15 protein-coding genes are annotated in these 17,132 nt (G+C 52.9%); 9 read left to right on the forward strand and 6 right to left on the reverse strand.

Annotated features, from left to right (window positions below; translation table 11 throughout):
• Window positions 1-43 precede the first annotated feature (43 nt).
• Complete coding sequence (locus CX650_RS09390; protein WP_101095651.1) at window positions 44-985, forward strand: sodium-dependent bicarbonate transport family permease; 942 nt, start codon at window positions 44-46, stop codon at window positions 983-985.
• Here the strand turns inward: CX650_RS09390 and CX650_RS09395 are convergent.
• Window positions 973-1,545 carry an SRPBCC family protein gene (locus CX650_RS09395; RefSeq protein WP_071476856.1) on the reverse strand — a complete coding sequence of 191 codons (573 nt, stop codon included), beginning with the start codon at window positions 1,543-1,545 and terminating at the stop codon, window positions 973-975. The genes CX650_RS09390 and CX650_RS09395 overlap by 13 nt on opposite strands.
• Window positions 1,546-1,784: 239 nt before the next feature.
• Here CX650_RS09395 and CX650_RS09400 point away from each other — a divergent pair, with 239 nt between their 5' ends.
• Both CX650_RS09400 and CX650_RS09405 read left to right on the forward strand, forming a co-directional pair.
• Window positions 1,785-2,186: a hypothetical protein gene (locus tag CX650_RS09400; protein ID WP_039034437.1), complete on the forward strand. Its 402-nt coding sequence runs from the start codon at window positions 1,785-1,787 to the stop codon at window positions 2,184-2,186.
• A 62-nt stretch (window positions 2,187-2,248) separates the two neighbouring features.
• On the forward strand, window positions 2,249-2,488 hold the full coding sequence (locus CX650_RS09405) for a hypothetical protein (RefSeq protein WP_039034436.1): 240 nt from the start codon (window positions 2,249-2,251) through the stop codon (window positions 2,486-2,488).
• A 121-nt stretch (window positions 2,489-2,609) separates the two neighbouring features.
• On the opposite strand, the gene CX650_RS09410 is transcribed toward CX650_RS09405, so the two are convergent.
• The 5 genes from CX650_RS09410 to CX650_RS09430 all read right to left on the reverse strand — a co-directional run bounded on the left by CX650_RS09410 (window position 2,610) and on the right by CX650_RS09430 (window position 8,194).
• Complete coding sequence (locus CX650_RS09410; RefSeq protein ID WP_101095652.1) at window positions 2,610-4,064, reverse strand: MBL fold metallo-hydrolase RNA specificity domain-containing protein; 1,455 nt, start codon at window positions 4,062-4,064, stop codon at window positions 2,610-2,612.
• A gap of 426 nt (window positions 4,065-4,490) precedes the next feature.
• Window positions 4,491-5,732: an organoarsenical effux MFS transporter ArsJ gene (gene arsJ, locus CX650_RS09415; protein ID WP_101095653.1), complete on the reverse strand. Its 1,242-nt coding sequence runs from the start codon at window positions 5,730-5,732 to the stop codon at window positions 4,491-4,493.
• Window positions 5,733-5,743: 11 nt separating this feature from the next.
• Window positions 5,744-6,757: an ArsJ-associated glyceraldehyde-3-phosphate dehydrogenase gene (locus CX650_RS09420; protein WP_039034432.1), complete on the reverse strand. Its 1,014-nt coding sequence runs from the start codon at window positions 6,755-6,757 to the stop codon at window positions 5,744-5,746.
• A 13-nt stretch (window positions 6,758-6,770) separates the two neighbouring features.
• A complete protein-coding gene (gene arsB / locus CX650_RS09425) occupies window positions 6,771-7,793 on the reverse strand; it encodes an ACR3 family arsenite efflux transporter (protein ID WP_039034431.1) in 1,023 nt (340 codons plus the stop codon).
• Window positions 7,794-7,858: 65 nt separating this feature from the next.
• Complete coding sequence (locus CX650_RS09430; protein WP_101095654.1) at window positions 7,859-8,194, reverse strand: ArsR/SmtB family transcription factor; 336 nt, start codon at window positions 8,192-8,194, stop codon at window positions 7,859-7,861.
• Window positions 8,195-8,972: 778 nt separating this feature from the next.
• Between CX650_RS09430 and putP the strand changes: the two genes are divergently transcribed.
• From putP to CX650_RS09465, 6 genes are all read left to right on the forward strand, one after another.
• The gene (gene putP / locus CX650_RS09440; RefSeq protein ID WP_071476858.1) at window positions 8,973-10,469 is read left to right on the forward strand and encodes a sodium/proline symporter PutP; all 1,497 of its coding nucleotides are present in this window, start codon (window positions 8,973-8,975) and stop codon (window positions 10,467-10,469) included.
• A 105-nt stretch (window positions 10,470-10,574) separates the two neighbouring features.
• A complete protein-coding gene (proB, locus tag CX650_RS09445) occupies window positions 10,575-11,717 on the forward strand; it encodes a glutamate 5-kinase (protein ID WP_101095655.1) in 1,143 nt (380 codons plus the stop codon).
• A gap of 46 nt (window positions 11,718-11,763) precedes the next feature.
• A complete protein-coding gene (locus CX650_RS09450; protein ID WP_101095656.1) occupies window positions 11,764-13,011 on the forward strand; it encodes a glutamate-5-semialdehyde dehydrogenase in 1,248 nt (415 codons plus the stop codon).
• Window positions 13,012-14,742: 1,731 nt separating this feature from the next.
• On the forward strand, window positions 14,743-15,432 hold the full coding sequence (locus tag CX650_RS09455; protein ID WP_157823011.1) for a TetR/AcrR family transcriptional regulator: 690 nt from the start codon (window positions 14,743-14,745) through the stop codon (window positions 15,430-15,432).
• 241 nt (window positions 15,433-15,673) lie between these two features.
• Entirely contained in the window at window positions 15,674-16,171 is a 498-nt protein-coding gene (locus tag CX650_RS09460) for a DUF2165 domain-containing protein (protein ID WP_071237391.1), read from the forward strand.
• 10 nt (window positions 16,172-16,181) lie between these two features.
• The gene (locus CX650_RS09465) at window positions 16,182-16,922 is read left to right on the forward strand and encodes an ion channel protein Tsx (protein WP_101095658.1); all 741 of its coding nucleotides are present in this window, start codon (window positions 16,182-16,184) and stop codon (window positions 16,920-16,922) included.
• Window positions 16,923-17,132 lie beyond the last annotated feature (210 nt).

A 17,132-nucleotide genomic window follows, 5' to 3' on the forward strand; every position in this document is an offset into this window, starting at 1 on the left:
GCCGGGCGAGCACAATCTCCAGCCGTCTAACAAGGAGAACCCCATGCCTGATGTTGTTATTGCCTTTTTCGGCCTAGGCCTGTTGGCCGGTCTGCTCAAATCAGATCTCAGAGTCCCCGAATCCACCTACGAAACCCTTTCCATTCTGTTAATGCTGACCCTGGGCCTAAAGGGTGGCATGGCACTGCACGGCCACACAGATCAGCTGTCCTTTACCGAGCTGGGGTTGGTGATAGGCCTGGGACTGGCTATCCCGCTGGCGCTGTATCCCATATTGAAAAAAGTGGTTCGCCTATCCCAGAGCGATGCCATCAGTATTGCCGCCCACTACGGTTCGGTCAGTGCCGGGACCTTTGCCGTTGTCTACGCCATGACGGAGCAGCTGGGCTGGCCACTCAAACCCGAAACCACTCTCTATCTGGTACTGCTGGAGCTGCCATCCATCATAGTCATGTTGTGGCTCTATCGACGCCTGAATCGGAATAAAACGGGAGGCAGTGGCAATATTCTGCTGGAAGCGCTTACCAGTCGTGGGGTGATATTGTTGGGGGGCGGCGTGCTTATCGGATGGGGCTACGGCGCTGAGGGCTTGGCCTCTTTGAGCCCTGTGCTGATGCAGGGATTCAAGACCTTGCTGGCGCTGTTCCTGCTGGAGATGGGCTTATGTACCGCCAGGGTGTGTGCTCCGCTGCCCTTGAGTCACTGGCGCCTGTTGGTATTTGCCGCCGTTACGCCTTTTGTCCTTGCCTGGGTGGGCATCATTACAGGTCACGCCTTGGGGCTGCCCGCCGGTTCGGCACTGGTACTGGCCGGCCTCTGCGCCAGCGCCTCTTATATTGCGGCACCGGCAGCGATCCGCGCGGCCATTCCATCGGCCAATATCGGCGTGGCCATGTTGGCCTCGCTGGGGGTTACTTTCCCGATTAACCTGCTGATAGGGCTTAATCTTTACCGTCAATGGGTCGCCTGGATTTACGGGCTCTGAATTTGTTCTTGTGGCGCGGGTGCAGACTCGAGTAACAGCTTAAGATTACTGAGCCCGCGCAATAGATCCGTGGCGATCATGGTTTCAAAATCGACAAACAGAAACATCAGATTCATCGGATAATCCAGATGCCCCTTAAAGCCCCAACTGAGGTTGGTTCTATTACCTTCATAGGGCTCAAATAACATGTAGGCGGGTTCAGTGGCCTCGAAGGGAGTCAGGAATCTGAGCTCATAATCTATGCGTTTGTTGGTTTCCATGGCGACTATCTCTTGCTCACCTTGACCCACCTCTGGGTTATCACTCTCCCAAGCTGAGACAAAGCCAACAGTGCCGTCAACGCCGCGATAACTGCGCTTCATCGCCGGATCCATCTTAGCCCAGACGCTGAAATTATCTTGATTCTTCAGATACTTCACATAGTCATAGACCTCGGCCACCGGACGATTTATCACCACATTGGTGGTCACCTGATAGTCGCTTTTGACAAACAGAGCGGCAATCAGCGGCACAGCCACTATCAGTGCCAGCAGGATAAACAGTGTCTTAATAAAACGCATAAGGATTCTCCAAACAAGTTTTCTTCCGACAACAATTACTTGTCTGAGTATATCCTGCAAACAGCTTAAAAAGTAACCAAGCTGTTAAATATTGAAAAAAGTGGTTTTACCGCTATTAGAGCTAGCAAATCTTGGCAGAGAAGCGAGCCAGGCCACAAATCATCCACTGGTGGTTTGTTGTAAAAATGTTTTTAGGTTACAGTCACCTGTAAACATGGACGTCTAACCAAAGGACTGTAATGGGACTGATCCTGGCGCCACTGCTTATTATCTGGCTGGCAATATTGACTGTGGCGGGTTACCAGGCCACTTTATACTTCAAAGAAACTTTCAGCCTCAGCGGCCTATTGGCATTTTCCAGTGTCAGTTTGCTCTGCGGAGCCCTCTATTTCCTGCTCCATTTCCGGCGCTATCAGGACGCTGAAACCTTAAATGTTTTCGAGATCAGTCTGGAACTCTTATTCAACCCCATCAGCGGGGGCATTTGCGTATTGGCACTGTTACTGATCTGGCTGGTGCCCATGGGGGTTTGCAAGCCTCTACTGCTGGCACTGGTGCTTGGCCTGGCTATCGCCACCCTGGCAGGGGTCGCTTATGAAGAGACCTTTATGACAAAACAAGGGATTCAACGCACTTACTGAAGAGGATATAGTGCAAGCTAAGATTTTCGGCCAATAAGGCCACAGCAATCCAAGGAGAGAGAATGATCCAACTCAGCAATAAAGAAACCGGCGCCTTTATCGGCCATATCTCCGAACAACAGCTGCAGTTTCTGATCGACAACCTGGTAGAAGAGCATGATGCCGACCAGGACTACTGGCTGAACCGCACTCAACTAGAAACCTTTAAGGCCATAGAGGCCGATGCCGAACTCATCAATCTATTGGAAGCCGCAATGGGCGAAGCCGATGAGCTGGAGATCCTCTGGCAGCGCCAAGGCTAAAGCCAAGTTTGCGCCAACAATAAAAACGCTCCTTTATTAAGGGGCGTTTTTATTTTTTGTTAATGGCAAAGATAAAATAACCCTGTTTAATTCCCTGAAGCTGTTAAGCCTGACAACACACTTAGCCCACAACCCAGCTCAGTTCAGGTAAACGGCTGAGATCCAGCTTGTCGCCTTCGGTCGCTATGGCCGAGGCCTGCGGTCTGGGTTTGGGCTGCACGCTATCGGCATGTTCCAGCACACTCAGGAGTTGCCGCTGGGCATCCGGCTCACCGTGAACCAGAATGAGTGGCGGCGCCCCTTCAAACTCACGATACCAGCGCAGCAGTTCGGCCTGATCCGCATGGGCCGACAACCCGCCGACTGTGTGAATTCTGGCGGCGACATTCACCGAATTGCCGTTGATGGTGAGCTCACTGGCACCATCGACCAACAGCCGCCCCGGGGTTCCCAGTGCCTGAAAACCACAGATGATGATGTCGCACTCGGGCCGCCACAGGTTGTGTTCCAGATGACAGCGGATACGACCGCCGTTACACATGCCGCTGCCGGCAATAATGATAAGCCCCTGGTGTACGTCGTTGAGTTCCATCGACTCTTCGGTACTTTGGATAAACTCTATTCCAGACAGCAGTGGGTGCTGTCCGGGGTGTTGATGCACGAAACGCTTGAAGTCCTCGTCCATCAAGGGATAGTTATTGATATACACCTTGGTGGCCTCTATCGCCATGGGGCTGTCGAGGCAGATTTTCCAGCGTGACAGATCCCATTCCCCGGCATAGAGGTGAAACAGATACAAAAGCTCCTGCGCCCGGCCAACCGAGAAAGCAGGGATCAGGATATTGCCGCGGCTCTCACTGATGGCTGTCGCGAAGATCCCCTTGAGTTCTTCCAGGGTCGCCTCCCAACTACGGTGTAACCTGTCGCCATAGGTGCTTTCCATCAACACCAGATCGGCCTGTTGGATCAGCGTAGGATCTTTGAGGATCGGCATACCGGCACGGCCGAGATCGCCACTGAACACCAGTTTTTTCTGGGTGTTGCCATCATTGATCCACAGCTCCAGTAGCGCCGACCCCAGAATATGGCCGGCATCACTCAAACACAGGGTCACACCGGGAATGGGATCCAGCTTGGTGCCATAGTCCAGTGGAATAAAACGGGTCAGTGCCAGTTCGACATCTTCTTCGGTGAACAGTGGCTCTATCGGCTCGAGATCTTGCCTGGCACGTTTGCGGTTCTGCCGCTCGGCATCACGCTGCTGCAGCATGGCCGCGTCCTTGAGCATGATGGCGCACAGATCCATGGTGGCTTTATGGGTGTAGATAGGGCCGCTAAAACCCTGCTTCACCAGCAGGGGCAGCCGCCCAGAATGGTCGATATGGGCGTGGCTCAACACCACTGCAGTCAGGGATTCAGGAGCAAAGGGAAAGGCTTCATGGTTACGCAGTTCATCCTGCCGCCCTCCCTGAATAAGACCACAATCCAACAACAAACTTGCATCGTTGACCCGCAACAGATGGCAGGAACCTGTGACTTCCTGGGTGGCACCCCAAAACTGCAAGCTCATGGACATAACACTTCCCTCTTTGAAACGATTCGGCCAATGATGCTACGGATAATCTTCCCAACGCTATTAAGCCAGGATCTCGGGAAAACTCTGCCGCACCTTCCTAAGGAAGGTGCGAATAAGTCCTCGTGGCACTCTGGCTTGCACAGCAATTGGCGTTCAAGGCATCTGACTGAAGGCATGCCGGGGCCTGTCGAAGTCGGATAACGCAGAGAGCCGGTTGCTGTGAAAGCCCCGAAGGGCGTTGCTTACAAACCTGTCTGCTATGTTGTGCTTCTTGTAAAGGACTAGCCATTTGCTGCGAACCACGCCTTGCATACAGGCCTGTAAGCCAACGCAGAGCACGCATGGGACTTGTTCGCACCTTCCCTAAGCCTATGCCCTTATGGGAAAAAGTGACACTCCCTTATAGTCTAATTTTGCAATGGATCATTACGCCTCATGCTCTTGGGGCAGACCGCGGGAGATAATCAGAGTCAGCAGTAACATGGCGCTGGAAACCCAGAGGCAAGCCTCCAGCCCCCACCACTGAAACAGCGCACCGGAAAGCACTGTGCCCAGCAAGCGCCCGGCGGCGTTAGCCATATAGTAGAACCCCACATCCAGGGATACCCCATCCTCGCGGGCATAAATGACAATCAGAAAACTGTGCAACGAAGAGTTCACCGCAAACAAGGCGCCGAATAGCAACAGGCCGCCGATCAGCCAGACATGCGAGTATTGACTGCCAAGCCCAAGGGCGATAAGCGCCGGCACCAGAGTGAGCAAGCCGCACCAGAAGAGCGCCGCCGCCCGTCCCGGCAAGGCCGAGCCTTTATGCTTGCCAACTGTCTTGCCGTCGGCCCTGGCGGTCAGCCTGGGCGCCAGAGCCTGCACCAAGCCGTAGGCGATAATCCAGCCGGCCAGAAAGCCCCCCACTTGCCAGTGATCCCAGCCAAATTGGCTGGCCAGATACACGGGCAAGGCCACCACAAACCAAACATCCCTGGCGGCAAACAGAAACAGCCTGGCCGCAGAGAGAATATTCACCGCCCGGCTCTTGGAAAACAGCTCACTGAACTTGGGCTTATTCTTGGCCTGGCCCAGTTCTGCCTTGAGAAACAGCAGCGAGCTCAGCCACACCAAGGTCAAAACAGCGGCCATGGCGGCAATGGCACCGGCAAACCCCAACAGGCTCAGCAGCGCACCGCCGAGGAAGAAACCTATCCCTTTGAGGGCGTTCTTGGAGCCGGTCAACAGCGCCACATAGCGATACAGAGTCTGTCCCGCCTGGGCCGCATCCTTGGGTACCAGGGTCTTGATGGCACTCTTGGCACTCATCTTGTTGAGATCTTTGGCTATCCCCGACAGTGCCTGGGCTGCCATCACCCAGGGAATGGTCAGCCAGGCTTGAGGCACCAACAGCATGGCCAGCGCCACTATCTGCAGCCCGAGGCCGATATTCATGGTGCGGTTGAGCCCCAAACGGGCGCCGAGCCAGCCGCCCAACAGATTGGTGACCACACCGAAAAACTCATAGAAGATAAACAGCATGGCAATGGCCAGCGCACCGTAACCCAACTGATAGAAATAGAGCACCACCAGCATGCGTAGCGCGCCATCTGTCAGGGTAAAGGCCCAGTAGTTGCCGGTGATCAACAGATATTGGCGCAGCGCCGGACTCATTTCAGCCATGGTGTTGTCCTTCAGGCATCCCGGTCCAAACGGCCCACCATCAGCGCCAACTCGGCGGTGCGATTGGCATAGCCCCATTCGTTGTCATACCAACAGTAGAGTTTGAGCTGAGTGCCGTTGATCACCATGGTGGACAGCCCATCCACTATGCAGGAGCGGGGATCTGTCTTGTAGTCCACCGACACCAGCGGCCGCGACTCGAAGCCGAGAATGCCCTTGAGCTCAGTCTCGGCCGCCTGTTGCAGCAAGTCGTTGACCTGCTGCTCTGTCACTGTTTGCTCCAGTTCAAACACACAGTCGGTCAGCGAGGCGTTGGCCAGCGGCACCCTGACCGCATGGCCGTTGAGGCGGCCTTTCAGCTCAGGGAAAATATGGGTAATAGCGGTGGCACTGCCTGTGGTGGTCGGGATCAGGCTCTGACCACAGGCACGGGCACGGCGCAGATCCTTATGGGGCGCATCCAATATAGTCTGGGTGTTGGTGATGTCGTGAATTGTGGTCATGGAGCCATGACGAATACCGAAGTTCTCATGGATGACCTTGACCACAGGCGCCAGACAATTGGTGGTACAGGATGCGGCTGTCACTATCGGATGCCTGGCCGGGTCATAACTCTGATGATTTACCCCCATCACCAGGTTGGCGACGCCTTCCTCTTTAACCGGCGCTGTCACCACCACCCGTTTCACCCCTTGATCAAGATAGGCCTGCAACAGCGCCTTGGTTTTCATCTTGCCCGAGGCCTCGATCACCAGATCGCATTGAGACCAATCACTGTCTGCAATGGCCTGATTGCGACTGGTCGCTATCCGCCGCCCGGCTATGACTATGGCGTTGTCCTCATGCTCGACTGGGTGCGACCAACGGCCATGAACCGAGTCAAACTCCAACAGGTGCGCCAGGGTGGCGGCATCACCCGCCGGGTCGTTGATCTGCACAAATTCGAGTTCCGGCCAATCCCAGGCAGCCCTCAAGGCCAGCCGCCCCATACGGCCAAAGCCGTTAATTCCCACCTTTATTGTCATCTCAGTTCTCCTTTTATTTGTTGGCCGCAAGCCAATTACCGCGGCGGCGATTGGCAAATGCCACCAGAGACAGCATCACAGGCACTTCCACCAGAACCCCAACGACTGTGGCCAGTGCCGCTCCCGAATGCATACCAAAGAGGGAGATAGCCACGGCAACCGCCAGTTCGAAAAAGTTGGAAGTGCCTATCATACAAGCCGGAGCGGCTATGTTGTGGGGCAGGCGCAAACGCTTCGCCAGCCACCAGGCCAGCAGGAAAATACCGTAAGTTTGCAGTAACAGCGGGATGGCGATCAGCACAATATTTTGCGGCTGGGCCACTATGGTTTCGGCCTGCAGAGCAAACAGTAGCACTACCGTCAGCAGCAGTCCCAATATCGACCAGGGTTTGAGCCTGGACAGCAAGGCCGTGATCGCCCCTGGTCGGCTATTGAAGTGTTTGCGGGTCAATACCCCGGCTAACAAAGGCAGCAACACATACAGCGCCACAGACAGAATCAAGGTTTCCCATGGCACCTGTATATCGCTCACCCCCAGCAGCAGCGCCGACAGCGGTGCGAAAGCAAAAATCATGATCACATCATTGACCGATACCTGCACCAGAGTGTAGTTGGCATCGCCGCGGGTCAGTTGACTCCAGACAAACACCATAGCGGTACAAGGAGCGACTCCGAGGAGGATCATCCCGGCGATATACTCCTGCGCCGTTTGCGGCTCTACCCAAGGGGCAAACAGAAAACGGAAAAAGAGCCAGCCAAGCAGCGCCATGGTAAAAGGCTTCAGCAACCAGTTGATCACCAGCGTCAGCAGCAATCCCTTGGGATTTCGGCCAACATCCTTGATAGCGGAAAAATCGATTTGCACCATCATGGGATAGATCATCACCCAGATAAGTATGGCGATCACCAGATTGACATGGGCGTATTCCAGCGCCGCAATTGCGGCAAATACACCAGGTGCCAGATAACCCAGCGCTATCCCAGCTAAAATGCACAGCCCTACCCACAGGCTAAGCCAACGTTCAAAAATGCCCATACATCCCCCTCTCCGGTTCCCCGGCGGTTAACTTCCGGCGCTCAAGTGATAGATTTTGGCCGGTTTTAACAGCAAGCTTGCGGCCTCGAGGCCATGGCCTCCAGCCGAGTCAGCTCATTAGCAATAAAGCCAGGGTTGGCCGTCAGTGTGTCCCGCAGCAACTGCTCGCACCAGGGTGCCAGTTCGGGGCTGAGACGATAAAACACCCATTGGCCCCGGCGTCTGTCCTGCAGCAGCCCCTGAGTTCGCAGCTGCGCCAGATGACGGGAAACCTTCGGTTGACTCAAGGCCAGGGCCTCAGTCAACTCGCAGACACAAAGCTCTCCCTGCTGCAGGATCAACAGCAGGCTGCGCAGCCGGGTTTCATCAGCCAAGGCTTTGAAAAAATTCGGTAGTTCCATGATAAATGCCGCTCCTTAAGGCCAATATTCGGCCAGCCATACATCTGCCGTTTCAGTTGCCACTCAATTGAACACCTTCAGCAACCGGCAAGACATATGGATAACCAGATATATGCTAAATCATATATAAAAACGCCTATAGTTCAAGCGCTATTTTGAGGAGTTTATCGAGTTGGAATTGGAGAGCTGGCCCAGTGATTACACGGGTTTGCAGTGGTTCGCTTGGCAGAAGCGGACGCTATCGCAAATTAATTTTAAACTCTAATTATTTCCGGCTTATTTCAGAGCTTGATTACAAAACAGTTATAGCTCAAATCGAGATTTAATCACTTGTCTTATAATTGCATGCAATATATTAAAAATTGATAAGCTTAAGAAAATAAAAGAATAACTATATGATTTTAAATAAACAAAACACCAATCACCCAGTAATAGCCTAGTGATTCACTCAGATATAAACTTGATCATTTTCTGATAAACATGAATAATATCGTTCGAACCAAAACCATTTGAACACTAATCAATTGATTGGTTAGCCTTCAAGTGGTTTTTCGCCAGTCCAACTTTAGCTGAAACTTAAGGAAGGAGAATCACGATGAATGCCAACAGCTCACAGGAGTCTGACAGTCATCTTTCACGCTACCAAATCAGCCTCAGAGATAAAGCCAAGTACCTGATCCAATTAGGGTGTTTCTGGCTCGTACTCTCAACCTACCTGTACCCATTCTGCAAACAAAAACTCAATCAAGCCTTCAGTGGCAATAACGGGCACTAATCTATGGATTATTCGAGTTATATCTCTTTGGCCATCTACTTTGTGGTCATGCTGGCGATAGGCCTGTTTGCCTATCGCAATTCTACCGATGATATTTCGGGCTACATTCTCGGCGGCCGTCAGGTCAGCCCTCAGGTCACGGCGCTGTCGGCAGGTGCTTCCGATATGAGTGGTTGGATGCTGATGGGTCTGCCGGGCGCCATGTTTGTTATCGGCTTCGACACCATCTGGATTGCGCTGGGCCTGCTTATCGGCGCCTGGTTCAACTATCTGCTGGTAGCCCCCAGGCTCAGGGTTTATACCCAGGAAGCCGATGACGCCCTGACACTGCCGGACTTTTTCAGCAAACGCTTCGAGAAGAAAAATGGCTCGGTGCGGATGATTTCTGCCGCGGTGATCATACTCTTCTTTACTCTCTACACCTCTGCCGGCCTGGTCGCCGGGGGCAAACTGTTTGAATCCGCCTTCGGCCTGAGTTACCAACTTGGCCTGGTGATCACTGTCTCAGTGGTGGTGGCCTACACCCTATTGGGGGGCTTTCTGGCCGTCAGTATGACCGACTTTGTGCAGGGCTGTATCATGTTTGTCGCCTTGGTGATGGTGCCTATAGTGGCTTTTCAGGAGTTCAACAATGGCACTGAAATGATGGCGCAGGCCAATCACACCATAGTGCCTCTGTCTGAATCTGTGGAGAAAATGAGCCTGCTGGCGATTGTTTCCAGCATGGCCTGGGGACTGGGCTATTTCGGTCAACCACACATCATAGTGCGCTTTATGGCAATTCGTTCGGTGAAAGATATCAAGACCGCCCGCAACATAGGCATGAGCTGGATGTTGGTGACCATACTCGGCGCCCTGGCCACAGGTCTTATCGGTGTCGCCTATGTCAACAAGTTCCACCCAGGGCTGCAGGATCCGGAAACCATCTTTATTCTGTTCTCGGAAATTCTGTTCCACCCCTTGGTAAGTGGCTTCCTGCTGGCGGCGATTCTGGCTGCCATCATGAGCACTATCTCTTCACAGCTACTGGTATCATCCAGTTCACTGACCGAGGATGTTTACCGCGCCGTGTTCCACAAGGACATAGACGAGAAGAAGCTGGTGAATATAGGCCGTTTCGGGGTATTTGCCGTTGCCGCCGTGGCCACCTTGCTGGCCCTGGATAGCAACAGCAGCATACTGTCACTGGTGAGTAACGCCTGGGCCGGTTTCGGTGCCGCCTTCGGGCCACTGGTGCTGTTCAGTCTGTTCTGGTCGAAGATGACCCACTCGGGCGCCGTTGCCGGTATTCTCACCGGCGCCATCACAGTGCTGCTGTGGATCCTGCTGCCGGTATTGCCCGATGGCAAGACACTCTCCAGCGTGATCTACGAGATAGTTCCCGGCTTTATCATGAGCTCTGCGGCGATAGTGCTGGTCAGTCACTTTGGTCAGGATCCCTCACACTCAGTGCAGAAGACCTTCCATGCGACCCGGGAAAAGCTACTGCAGGTCAACTAATAACTGGATAGAACAGCTCCCCAATTAGACCCGGTGGCAGACACCGGGTCTGGTTTCAATCCCCACTCCGCTTCGAAGTAACACCTCAAACAGGTTAAGGAAGTTATGAATAAGCAACCAAGGCAACGAATTGTTCTAAAAGTCGGCAGCGCCCTGATTGCCCCTGACAGACAGGGCTGTAGCTCGCGCTATCTGCTGGCCATAGCCCAATTCATTGTGCGCTGCCGCGCCAAAGGCATTCAAACCATACTGGTTTCTTCCGGCTCAATTGCCGCCGGAGCCCACAGGTTTCCACTCAAACCTGGCAGTGAAGTCAATAGCCCAGAGGCCCAGGTGGTACTGAAAAAAGCCATGGCCGCCGCCGGGCAGACTGAGATGATGGCGACCTGGGATAAGTTTTTCGACTTTCCCACGGCGCAAATTCTGCTGACCCATGGCGATCTGCGCGACAGAGAGCGCTATCTGTCGATTAGGGAAACCGTGTTCACCCTGCTGGATCACGACATACTGCCGATCCTCAACGAAAACGATACCGTCACTACAGATGCGCTCAAGGTGGGTGACAACGACAACCTGTCGGCCATGGTGGCAGCCGCTGCCGACGCAGATACCTTAGTGATCTGCTCGGATATTGATGGTCTCTACAACAAGAACCCGCATCTGCACAGCGATGCCGAGCTGCTGCCCGAAGTCAATAAAATCGATGCCACCATCTATGCCATGGCCGGCGGCAGTCACAGCGATGTCGGCACCGGCGGCATGCGCACCAAGATAGAAGCGGCGGAAAAGGCCAGCTCCCACGGCATTGATACTTACATAGTCAACGGCTTCAAAGAGGAGAGCTTCAATGCCCTGTTGTCGGGCCGCAATCCCGGCACCCTGTTCCGGGCATCCGAAACCCCGCTGCAGGAACGGATGCATTGGCTGACCCACACAGTGAGGGCTCAAGGGGAAGTGATAGTCACCTCCGATGAAGAGATGGATAGCGCCAAGGATTGCGCCGAGCTTTCCAGCAATGAAGTACTTGAGGTAAAAGGCAACTTTGCCGCCGGCGATACCATACTGCTGTGCAGTGACGACGGCACCCGTCTGGCCAAGGCTCGCAGCAACTACAGCAGCCGCCTGCTGAGTTTTATTGCCGAGCAGGAAGACCCCGAGCTGGCCGACAGCTTCACCGATAGCCTGGGCGGCATAGTCTCGGAAAAAGATATCGCCCTGCTCTGTAAAACGCCGCAACTGGAGAAATAACAGCGGCCCGCCACCAGAGTAGCGCAACGAACAAAGGAGGACCTAAATGAGTCTGATAACCACACTGGCAAGCTCAGCGGCCAAGGCGGCCAGAGAGCTGGCACTCATAGATACCCAAACCAAAAATCAGGTACTGAAGGCGATGGCCCAAGCGCTTCTCGCTGAAAATGACAATATTCTCAAGGCCAATAAGGAAGATCTCCTTGCTGCCCGCAGTGCAGGCCTCAGCGAAGCCATGCTCGACCGGCTGACCCTGACGCCAGAGCGGATCGCCGCCATGGCCAGCGGCATAGACACCATAGTCAAGCTGGACGATCCCGTGGGTCAGCGCCGCGAGCTTGGCCGCCGTCCCAACGGTATTCAGATAAGCAAGCTCAGAGTGCCGCTCGGGGTGGTCTGTATGATCTATGAGGCGCGCCCCAATGTGACCGCGGATGCCGCAGCGCTGTGTTTCAAATCGGGCAACGCGGTAATACTGCGCGGCGGTAAAGAGGCACTCAACTCCAGCCTGGCGATAGCCAAAGTGCTGCACAAAGTGCTGCAAGAGTTCAAACTGCCAACCGCGCTGGTATCCGTGGTGCCGGATCCCGACCGCGCCCTGATGCTGGAACTGTTACAGCAGCGCGACTATATCGACCTGGTGATCCCAAGAGGCGGCGAAGGCCTGATCAACTTTGTCAGCGACAACTCTAAAATCCCGGTTATCCAGCACTTTAAAGGCGTTTGTCATCTCTATGTCGACAGAGATGCCGATGTGGAAAAGGCGCTCAACCTGCTGCTCAACGGTAAGACCCAACGCACCGGCGTCTGTAATGCCCTGGAGGGCCTATTGGTACACAAGGATATCGCCAAAGTCTGGCTGCCCATCGCCGCTCAGGCCTTGGCCGACAAGGGGGTGAAGATCAATGCCGATGAAAAGGCGGCGCCCTTCTTCGACCAGGCCACTGTGCTGACGGAAGATGAGTTCGGCCAGGAATACCTGAGCTTGGAAATCGCCGTGCGCCAGGTCGACTCACTGGCGGATGCCATGGAGCATATCGCCCGCTTCGGCAGCCACCATACCGAGGTGATCTGCACCGAAAGCCAGCAAGCGGCGCAACAGTTTCAGCAAGGGGTCGATGCCTCTGTGGTGATGGTCAACGCCTCATCGCGCTTCAGCGACGGCAGCGAGCTGGGGCTCGGTGCCGAAATCGGTATCGCCACTACCAAGCTGCATGCCTACGGCCCCATGGGACTGGAGTCATTGACCACGGAGAAATTCCTGGTCAATGGCACAGGTCAGACACGCGACTGAGGAAGGGTTTGGCAATAGCGGGGCTTAATGCCAAACCGCTATTGCCTTATAAACACAAGAGATTGTCCGCTGCATAGCGAGCCCTGCCACTGAGGCTAATATAGCTTCAGGCCTCAATGCAGCCCATCACCTGCGGTGCGCTTTCGCACAGGCGATCCTGTGACTCGGCGTTAATACGTCCATGTAGCCTCGTCGAAAACATCCTTGTTTTCGACGGTCACAGTCCCGCCTATGCCTGGAAAATAGGCGTATGTCTGCAGCTCAAAACAACTCTGTGTGGGAAGAATTGCACCAATTCCCCCTTCGGAGCCGCCGCGGGCGTTGTTGCAAATTGGCGTAGCCGAGACAGGGATGTCGAGGCTCGAAGGTCGAGCAAGGATGCGAGTCCTGAGTGTAGCCAATTTGCTTTATAAGCCAGCGGGGATTTCGGCTACGTCGGGGTGTCCTTGGGGATGCAAGGGGTTTTGGACAAGCAAAGCCCCTTGCCCGGTGTGGTTTGGCGAGTGTCGCGTAGCGACTGGCTACGAGCGAGAGCCAGGGATGGCGAACTGGCCCTTGTGCATGGATGCATTTGCTCCACGACTTTACGCCGCTGGCACAGCGGCTAGCATTGCTTTCAGCTCAAAATAGCCAAATAACATAGATTGAACTTCCAGCAACGGATGTCTCCCATTGCCTGCCGCAGGCTTACGCACAGGCGATCCTGTGACATGGCGAGAGTCGCGTAGCGACATGCTTACGAGCGAGAGCCAGGGATGGCGAGCTGGCCGTTAAACAGGGAAGTTGTTGTGAATACATCCGTGTAGCCTCGACGAAAACGTCCCTGTTTTCGACGGTCACAGTTCCGCCTATGCCTGGAAAATAGGCGTATGTCTGTAGGTATACAAGCAATTTCAAGCAACCCTATTATTACAGAATTGCACCGGCTCCCGCTCGAAGCGGCCGCAGGGCGTTGATGACAATCGCGTAGCGAGGCATGGATGCCGAAGCAGCGCCAGTCGAATCAGGGATGAGCGTCTGGCGCGATAGCGAATTGGCATCATAAGCACAAGGGGTTTTCCGCTGCGTCGCGGGTCGCTGGGGGTTTGGAAAGGGGGCGAGTCGATACAGCCCCCTTTCCTCGGGTGTGGGGCGAAGCTCCACGACTTTAGGACGCTGGTACAGCGGCGATCATGGCTCCAGCTATAAGTATCTAAGCTAATATTGCCCGAGCTTCCGGCAACGGATGTTGCTCATTGCCTGCCGCAGGCTTATGCACAGGCGATCCTGTGACACGGCGAGAGTTGCGCAGCAACATGCTTTCGAGCACGAGTCATGGATGACGAGCTGACCGTTAAACAGGGACGTTATTCAAGTACGTCCATGTAAGCTCTGCCTCGCCATCCCTGGCTCGGAAGGTCACAGTCCCGCCTATGCCTGGAAAATAGGCGTATGTCTGCAGCTCAAAACAACTCTATGTGGGAAGAATTGCACCAATTCCCCCTTCGGAGCCGCCGAAAGCCGTTGGTACAAATAACGTGGCAGAGACATGGATGTCGAGGCTCGAAGTAATATAAACAGATGCCCCGGCATCCGGCTCAGCGAGCACCAATAATACGCATAGCCCTTTGAAAAAATAACATTTTCTATACTTATGATAATTCTTCGTTTTTTATAACTTTTATGTGAACAAGCACGTAAACAAGCGGATGAAAAAAAAGCCTTAGGCTGATATGGTTTAGAAATAAGTCATTGACTATCAGTATCATGCAGGTAAAAAGCGAAAAATTTAAAAGGAGGGAGGAGCTTCTTCTCAATGCCGCAGATCAAATAATTAAAGAAGAGGGGTTAATATCCTTCCGATTCTCGCAACTGGCTAAAAGAGCCAACTGCAGTATGGGCACCCTCTATAGCCACTTCATCAACAAAGAAGACCTACTGGTTAGCCTGATGGCTAAGGAGACCCAACGCTTGCTGGTGATGCACACCTCTGTGCTTTGCATGAAACTGCGTCCGGCAGAAACCTGGCTGACATTAAACCTACTTCCCTTTATTTCGCCAAATCGTTTCAGTACCAGTATTTCTGTACTCGCTGAACTGCCCCAAATATCGGCCAGTGCCTCAGAAGAACGCCAGGAACAACTACGTAAACAGTTAATCCCCTTTTGTCAGGGAACCAAACGTTTTCTGCAACGCGCCAAATTGCAGGGGGAATTACTTTCCAGCGATGAACAAATCGCCCTTTGCCGCAATACAGTGCTATGCATTCAACGGGGGGCCATGGCACTGTCGACAACCTTGATCCTGGAAGAGGAACCTGCATCACTCAAGCCAATCCCTCTGTATAACATACTGTTTGGAGTCATTAATAACCTTCGGTGGCAACACCCTTTGGATAATACATCTCATACCCGAATAGAGTCGGCATTATCCCAGCTTTGATGATTTTATGCCTTTCCCTGATAACAAGATTTTTATTCTTACTGACAAGAGCAAGCTCAACCAACATCTAATCAACTAATATTTAATTCCTTTCAGATCATAATGCGCCGATGGTTTTCGAAAAAAAATCATAAAACACCCTATCAAACTACGCGCCAGCCACACTTATTAACATTGGAATACCCTAAAAAATAAAATAAGTGAAAGATAGTTGCGACCACTAAAAATAACGGAGTATCCCATGTTTAATTCAACCAATGCGTTTCGTTTTTTTTCAATGATGATAGTTCTGACAGTAACGACCATCGCCGCTATCGGCTGTCTGGGTAATATCACTGATTCAGAATCCAACCTACAATTTGTGCGCCACGTATTTTCCATGGACACCACCTATAACAGCCCGGATATTATGTGGCGTGCCGTCACCGCACCTTCTGTCCATATGATAGGCTTTATTTCCATCATCATTATCGAAGCTACCCTCACCTTCTGCGGCTTCCTGGGGCTGTTCAAGCTTGCCAAACACTTTAACTCTGATAGTCAAACCTTTGAACAGCAGAAGACATTAGCCCTGATAGCCATGGGATTGGCGGTATTAGTATGGGGCTTTATTTTCCAGGCGGCAGGTGGTGAATGGTTTGCCAGCTGGCAATCTCAGCACTGGAACGGTCTGCGTGATGCCACCCGCATAGTCATGATGGCCATGTTGGGCGGTGTCTGCCTCAAGCTGGCCAAGTAGGAGAGTTCGAGTGAAACGACTACTGCTACCCTTGGCTATGCTCACCCTGCCAACTCAGGCCGCCCCTTTGGTAAACTGGCATGATTTCAGCGTAACCGGCCTCTATGGCGAAGACTTTAAACTGGCACCATCCGATCAACAGTTTACCCTGACCCTGGAATCTGCTGGAGACTGGCGTTATGGCGATTGGTTTTTGTTTCAGGACTTTACGCATTTTCATCACTCCCTTGGCAGTGAGCGAAGCAACTACGGCGAACTGACAACCCGCTTTAGTTCGGCGAAAATATTTGACGTAAAGTACGACAACAACATAGTCAACGACTTATCTTTGGCTCTGAGTCTTGAAGAAGGCAAAGGCGATGTAGAGAGCCTGCTTTATGGTTTGGGGGTCGACTTTAATCTGCCAACCGCAGACTATTTCAAGGTTAATTTTTATCGGCGTCAGGGGCTGAATAGTGACAATATCAGTGATGGTTGGCAACTCTCACCCAGTTTCAAATTCAGCTGGCCGTTGGGTGATAGCCAGATAGTGTTTGATGGCTATATTGACTGGGTAGTTTCTTACGATGAAGCCATTAAGGAGGAAACATTCCATTTCAATCCCCAATTAAAATATGACTTGGGAGCCTATCTAATGGGGAAAAAGAATAAACTCATGATAGGAGTAGAATACTCTCTGTGGCTCAACAAGTATGGTGTTAAAGGCGAAGACCAAAACAACTTTTCCTTTATCGTTAAATATCACATGTAAGACGTAACAGTCATCACCGCCAAGAAGGCCGAGATGGTATATTTCAGTCACCTAAATATCGACTTTTATATACCATTATCGGCCTCTTTTTCCGGTGCAACCCATTACGAATAATTTAAAGAAGGTGCGAACAAGTCCCATGCGTGCTCTGCGTCGACTTACAGGTCTGAATGCAAGCCCTCAAACCCAATCGACCGCCACTAGAGTCAA

Origin of the sequence: Shewanella indica (assembly GCF_002836975.1) — a bacterium.
GTDB lineage: Bacteria > Pseudomonadota > Gammaproteobacteria > Enterobacterales > Shewanellaceae > Shewanella > Shewanella indica.